Origin of the sequence: Paenibacillus sp. LHD-38 (assembly GCF_031157315.1) — a bacterium.
Classification (GTDB): domain Bacteria; phylum Bacillota; class Bacilli; order Paenibacillales; family Paenibacillaceae; genus Pristimantibacillus.
The window spans coordinates 1-6,852 of sequence record NZ_JAVIFU010000102.1 but is presented as its reverse complement, the minus strand read 5'-3'; the positions used below and the strand labels follow the sequence as shown (position 1 = coordinate 6,852).

Sequence of the window (6,852 nt, the reverse complement as noted above, 5' to 3'; positions counted from 1 at the left end):
TCCGCAAATGGAATGCGATCTAAAACGGCAACAATCTCCGTTTCTACCGTTTGCAATTGCAGGCAAGCAAGATCGTACTCATCGAGCAGCTGCTTCAAGTGAAGCTTGTAGGCATGTGTAGCTTGCTTAGAACCCACAGATCTGCAAGCCAATGAGATAAGAGCTCGGGCTTTTCGATCACCAGAATGCCGTTTCATAAGCGATTTCCAGCCTCGTAAGATATCTTGAGGCTGTAATTTAGACAATTCTTCGGGCGTTGGGAAAAGACGAAGTGTGGCCAATGAACCGATACACATGATGTTTTTGAAAACTTGTCGCAGCTCAGGAAAAACAACGTCGACCCAGCGGTGGATTTGGTTCTTCGCACTAACGAGTCTCGTTACGACAGAGTCGCGGTTTGCGAGAAAGACACGTAATTCTTCAAATGCTTCTGTTAACTAGAACAACTTCAAACTGACGATTTGAGAGCCACTTGGATAGGTTTAGCCAGTAGTGTCCGGTAGGCTCCATGCCAATAATGGCTGCCGTTAAAGCGTGAGCGGTTTGCAGCGATTGGATCCACCGAAGAAGGCTGTGAAAACCCTCTTCATCGTTTGAGAAGGATAGAGGATTACCGATCACGATTCCTCGGAAATTAACAGCACGAGCGACATGTGTTTGCTGTGCGATGTCGATCCCGACGACTAGATGTTGAGCGGTAATTTTTTCAATGAGTTGATTTTGTTTCGCTTGCGATTTAAACTTCATAATAGAGCGTCCTCCTGGATGATGGAATTTTTAGGGCTATGACCCGTTGCGTACTTCCATCGTACCGAGGCGCTCGTTTTTTTGCAAAGCGGAAATTTAACGCTCTACAGGAATGCTATCGTGCCCGTTAGCTCAACGAGGCTGCCGTTTCATGCCGGCAGCCTAGTCCTGGTTATTGTTAAGTTATAGTACACGTTAGTGTACTGTCAGTTTGCACTTAGAACTCAATTTTCTTACAATTCGATCTGGCTCGCTATTCCACACCCATTGGGTCAAGCTGAATCGCCTCCGATGATTCGTTCCACCACACCTGCATTTGCACTGGGGAATCTGGATCGGCTGATGCACCGTTTCCACCCGAAGAGCCGAGGTTGTACACATAGTCGGCCTTATCAACGCAGTGTCCCGCTGCCATCCTCGCCGCCGTACGTGTCGTACTCGAAACGGAGCTGACCCGACGGCCTTGGGTCCTTGCCGGTATATTTCATAAACAATGGCGATATGTGAATCTCCTCTTCTGTCGGCTTATAGACAATATAAACGGCCGCCCAATGCTCCAAATGCCCCCGGAACTCGTTGACGTAGTCCATTTCGACACCTGCGACAAGGTCCTGAATAGTATCACGTTCCATGCCGATGTAAACATCGTTGTTCTCCTTTTGCTCACAGCCGCTAAATAGCAGCGCGCCTACCAACAGAACCGCCAAAACCATTCTCATCCAAGGGTAACCTCCCTACAAGACAGATTAATCCCACCTAACAATTTCTTTAACTAAAAGACGTCTTTGCTTATATAAAGTTGCGTTAATCTGTATTCATGCCGTCTGCCTCATTGTGTCTTTATTATGCTAAAGTGTCCCGTTAGTTGAACGCAGTCCCGTACATTCATTTATACTATCAAATTCTAGATGAAGAAGGCAAAGAAAGACCTGCTTCTTTAAGGTTCAAACTCTGCCACTGAGACCGTGTGTTAAGGTATTGACTACGAAATGAGTCGGGGTCTTTCAATGTCATGCTATCAAAATTTTTTGAAAAGATGACAAAAGCTTCATTAACGATTTGGAGGGATTTCTCTTTATCCTTTGAATTAAGGGCTTTATCCAACAACCATCGCAATTCATAAGGTACGGTTTGATAAATATCTCCTTGATTATCAAGATGATATTTATCATCCATTTTCCCCAATAATACTGCCGTTTCAATTGCTATTGCTAAATGTTCCCTTGCCGCATTCAAATACTGGTCACTTGTCTTGGGATCTCCATGAACACTAGCATTCAAAGCTTGTTGAGTGGTGACCAAAGAAAAGGAGTATCTTTCTAAAACTTCCTCCCTATGTTCAACTAAGGTTTGATGGGTAAGCCAATTTATTCTCAGACTCCACATTAAAGCAACAATGAGTACAATGATTATCCATTTTGGTCTTACTTTAACTTTCTTTAAAAAAACTGTCATGTAATAACTCCTCTAGCTGAGTTTATTTCCTTTTAAGATAAGCAAAGATCGAGATCCAAAGAATGCAACCAAGTAGAATTTGAACTCCACTTTCTTGCAAATCAATCCCATTACCGCTCAGCCAGACTCCCGTAAAAAAACCTAGCATAAGGCATACTAGTACCTCAAGCAATTTGACTTTCATACTATTCTCCTTTATAAAACTCTCTTGCTACAAATTATAGGGTATTGTTGCTTAAATGGCACTTGGATATGTCTGGAGTCCGATAACTAACCTGCCCATTAGCTTAAGCATATCATTGTACAAGAGACTTCAAATCCTTTACAACCATTTCAACTCGTTCATCTTTAGGGGGATGGGATTCGTAGTTATAAAAAATCAAGACATTCGCGACCTGGTATCTTCCATGTGCCGTCACATCCGCCGTTGCCGTATTATCCTCGAAATCCTTTATTCCTTTCTTAACGCCAGCACTGGATGAATAGATATAAATACTGATTAACTGTTCATCATTAATAAGAAAAGGTTTAGGTGTGACACCATTTAAAGTCATTAGAAATACACTATCTGGGTGTAATTCGGTTTGCTCTGCTGAAGGCATTCCATGTTTCTCAAATAAGTCTTTAATTTGAGTTGACGTAATTGTTTTTTCGTTATTCATGCACCCTGTAATAATGAAGCACATTGTTAACAGTGTTATTATAATTTTTTTCATATTAACTCCCCTTTTCACTAGTATTGACGTGCAAGAAAAGATGATGGTAATATTATGCTATCCTGTCCGTTAGCTTAACTCCCAGCAGTACATCTGTACTAAAAACCTATTTTTGTACAGTTGTCCTGGTAATTAGTGTTAAGCTCACGAGAAGTTTAGTGATGATTATGAATGGGACCACCCGGCGCGGCTTACGGGAATGGATCCGACTCCGTAACAGTACCGAGAGGAGGAGCGAGAACGACCTTTAGAACTTTCACATTGTTTAACGTTTCTTCCTTCTGGGAAACGACAAAACCTTGTCCCTCCGGAATAAGACGTATGCCGACCAATGATGCGATCTCGAGCGCATCCCTTAGCGAGACGCCGGTCAAATTCGGTATGACCAGCTTATCCCTTTGTTCCGTTATCAAGTAAATTCGCTGCGTTGGATGAATCGCTGATCCTACGGGCGGGATTTGCTGCAGCACGGTCGCGCCGTTACCTACCAGCTCATGATTCAGCGCTTTAGCCGCCAGCTCCGCCTTCGCTTGTGCGACCTTTTTTTCCGTCATGTCAGGAACCGGTACGGTCGCTTCCTTCTTCCCGGAATCAGGAGCGATTTCCCAGCTCGGCGAAACGCCCATCTTGCGCAGACTCTTAAGCACGATTTGTTTAAAAGCCGGCGCGGCAACCGCCCCTCCGCCCGCCTGCGGATCGTTTGGCTCGTCAACGACGATGTAGACGACGATTCTCGGATCTTCGACAGGCGCATACCCGATAAACGAGACGACAAATTTATCCGTGGAGTAGTTTTTGCCGTCCACAACCTTTTGCGCCGTTCCCGTTTTACCGGCCACGCGGTAGCCTTCGATGTACGCATTTTTACCGGTGCCGTTTTTCTGATCCGATACGACCTGTTCCAAATACTCGCCGACTTTTTTAGAGGTTTCCTCAGAAATAACTCTACGAATGACCTTAGGTTCGATCTCGGTTGTCGTTTTGGTGATCGGATCGGTCATTTTCTTCACGAGCTGCGGCTGAAGCAGCTCTCCGCCGTTGGCCACAGCCGCTACGGCAGCAACCTGCTGGATTGGCGTCACCAATACGTTGCCTTGTCCGAACGTCGCTCTGGCCGCATCGCTCGGATTTTGTAAATTAATCGAGCCGGTCAACTCATTGCTAAGCGAAATGCCCGTTTTCTGTCCGAATCCGAATTTCGCAAAATATTCGCTGAGATTCTGCGCGCCTATCCGCTCATAACCCAGCTTGACGAATGCCACGTTACTCGAATGTTTCAACCCCTCCAGGAACGAAATCGTCCCCCAGCCTTCGCGTTTTATATCGTTGATCGGCTTTGGAATTCCCTCAAGCTTAATGCTCCCCGATTTGAACATCTCGTCCGGATTAAACACGCCTTCTTCCACCGCAGCCGCAAGCGTAGCGATTTTGAAGGTAGAGCCCGGCTCGTACAACGACTTGATCGCATGATTATAAAAACTAGAATAATCGCTCTTCCAAAATTCGTTCGGATTAAAGGTCGGCACGTTCGCCATCGCCAATATTTCCATCGTATTCGGATCGGCCGCTATGACGGTCGCGCTCTTCGGATTGTATTCCTTCACGATCTCCTGCAGCGCTTCCTCTACGTAATATTGAATATCGCTGTCGATCGTCAGCTGAATATCCTGTCCATTCTCGGCCGGCTGGAAATCAACCTCGCCTTCGGCAAGCTGAACCCTTTTGCCGTCCTTCTCGTACTTGATCCAACCGTCCATACCGCTTAGCTGCTCGTCATAAAACGCTTCAACGCCGGTAATGGCCTTGCCTTCCTTATCCAGGTAGCCTACCAACTGAGAAGCCCGCGAATTGCGCGGATAATAACGCTTCAAGCTTTCAGTCAAATAGATGCCGACATCAGACACCTCCTGTTCCTTCGACAATTGATCACGGAATTCTTTTATCTGATCTGCCAGCGATTTATCGATTCCCCAGCCTCCTTGGCGCATCTCCCTGTTGCTGAAGTACTTTCCTCCCGCATTTTTCGCTGTTACCAGCTCGCGCAGTTCCTCCTTCGGCCTGTCTAAAATTTGATTAAGCCCGTTAACAACTTCATCCTTGATTTCCGCATCATGAATCGCCTGGGGATTAACCGCGATGTTATAAGCGATCGTATCCATTGCCAACATATTCCCGTTCCGGTCCGTAATCGAACCGCGCTTTGCGGATAGCACCTCGGCTGCAGACCAGCGTTCCTTCGCTTCCCCATACCAGAATGCGCCTTGGACAACCTGAACATAGTAGATTCTACTGATTAAAATGAGAAAAAGGAGGGTCATTACCCCTCCAAAAAACAATGTCCGAAATCTGATTCGCTTAATCATCATCATTCACCCTATTCGCTCATTGCCGATTTCATCTCTTTATCGCGGTCATTACAATGTCATAAGGATATTCTTTATCCATACTGCGGTCAACTCAGTTTGTTCCATTTATGAAAAATGAATCAAAAGTATGGGTTTTAAATTTTATCCAAAAAGATAGGAATAACGACATATCTACAGTTTTTTTGCTGTGCCCTGATTACATATGGTTAAACGGAGAGGGGTATTAATCATTTAAGCGATCACTATTTACAAATTATTAACAGCATTAAAAAAGAGACTTTCAGCTAGATCCGAGAGTCCCCTTATCCAAAAAATGATTGGTTCGTGAGTTAGTATAATAAATAATTTTGGGATCACGGAATCATGGGAGAATTAAGGATATGATACAACCACCAAAATAATAGAAAGGGGATACAACAAGTAATTAGTATTAATATGACAATAACTTTACTTTTTATTTGTTTCTTCATTTATAACCTCCGCGTAAGCTAATATCTTGGTTCCTTCCCTGACGAATAATCGTGAAGCTTTGTTGCATTATACTGCCAAATAGCTTAACGAAGCTGCCGTTTTGATTTGCGGCAGCTTCGTGTGTTGATTAATTGAACTCTCGTTTCCCGTTTAATTTGTGGATGGAATAAGAACAAACGCTAGCACGATATTTCTAATACACTGAATAATCAATTTCATCACCATCTGGCGTTACAAGCTGAAACAATACCGCTTCATTCGGATTAGTAAACTTCATATCCACTTTGTTGACCGTCAAAGCTTGCATGCCATGTCTTTGCGGTCTTGCAATAATTACGACCTGATTTCCGCTTGTCAACACTTTTTCAATTTTTGCTTGCATGACGACGACCATGATTTGACCGATAAATCTTTCCCGATCTGCATCGTGAGGTTGAGCCTGAACATTCATCATTTCTTCTTGTAAACCAAGATTATGCACAAAATCATAATGATTAGATAGCGCTGCTGTCGGTGTTGTAAACAATCGATGTTGTACGTAATGCAGCCGATTCGGAACATAAGACCAGCGCCCCGAAACGCTACTATGCCAGTAAGATTTATAAGCCGGACGTTGCCAGTCTAGTTTTTCGAATAATAAACTGTACGGAAGCTTCTCTCCGCTTTTGATTATTTCCTTTGGCGATTTCACATTAGTTGGGAATGGTCGTTGACCAAATGGTGGATCAACAATATCTTTTGGTACTTCCGGCTATAAGCTTTTTAACCGTTCGGCTAACTTGTGTGCATCCTGCGCTTGATCTGGATTCGCCATAATAGTGCTCGGCGTCAAGAGCAGAGATGTTATTAGCAATAATGATAGCATCCGCGACATAGTTATCCCTCTTTCAATTTTGGATGTCATTATTTTCCCACCAAATCAAATGAAATAAACAAAAAAGACGCTAATTTTCAGCGCCTATGCTTCTTTTTTAATTTAACTAGCTATGATGAACGTAAAACAGCCCCGTATTTACTTCGAATCGTAGGTTAAAAATGGATAGTGTAAACCACACCATTTTCAGAACTACAAAGCAAAAGGAGCTGTCTACTATGCA

General features: G+C 43.8%; 6 protein-coding genes and 1 pseudogene. All 7 read right to left on the bottom strand.

What is annotated here, in order from left to right:
* Positions 1–747 (bottom strand): annotated as a pseudogene (locus RCO25_RS34105) (IS110 family transposase); the annotation flags it as partial.
* A 253-nt stretch (positions 748–1,000) separates the two neighbouring features.
* Positions 1,001–1,162 carry a hypothetical protein gene (locus tag RCO25_RS34100; protein WP_309000488.1) on the bottom strand — a complete coding sequence of 54 codons (162 nt, stop codon included), beginning with the start codon at positions 1,160–1,162 and terminating at the stop codon, positions 1,001–1,003.
* Positions 1,140–1,466, bottom strand: a complete 327-nt coding sequence (locus RCO25_RS34095; protein WP_309000487.1) for a hypothetical protein — start codon at positions 1,464–1,466, stop codon at positions 1,140–1,142. Before RCO25_RS34095 ends, RCO25_RS34100 begins: the two co-directional genes overlap by 23 nt.
* A gap of 178 nt (positions 1,467–1,644) precedes the next feature.
* Positions 1,645–2,202, bottom strand: a complete 558-nt coding sequence (locus tag RCO25_RS34090; protein ID WP_309000486.1) for a hypothetical protein — start codon at positions 2,200–2,202, stop codon at positions 1,645–1,647.
* A gap of 296 nt (positions 2,203–2,498) precedes the next feature.
* The gene (locus RCO25_RS34085) at positions 2,499–2,918 is read right to left on the bottom strand and encodes a hypothetical protein (protein WP_309000485.1); all 420 of its coding nucleotides are present in this window, start codon (positions 2,916–2,918) and stop codon (positions 2,499–2,501) included.
* Positions 2,919–3,109: 191 nt separating this feature from the next.
* Positions 3,110–5,236, bottom strand: coding sequence for a penicillin-binding transpeptidase domain-containing protein (locus tag RCO25_RS34080; RefSeq protein WP_309000484.1), 2,127 nt, complete (start codon positions 5,234–5,236; stop codon positions 3,110–3,112).
* 712 nt (positions 5,237–5,948) lie between these two features.
* Positions 5,949–6,446, bottom strand: coding sequence for a hypothetical protein (locus tag RCO25_RS34075; protein WP_309000483.1), 498 nt, complete (start codon positions 6,444–6,446; stop codon positions 5,949–5,951).
* Positions 6,447–6,852 lie beyond the last annotated feature (406 nt).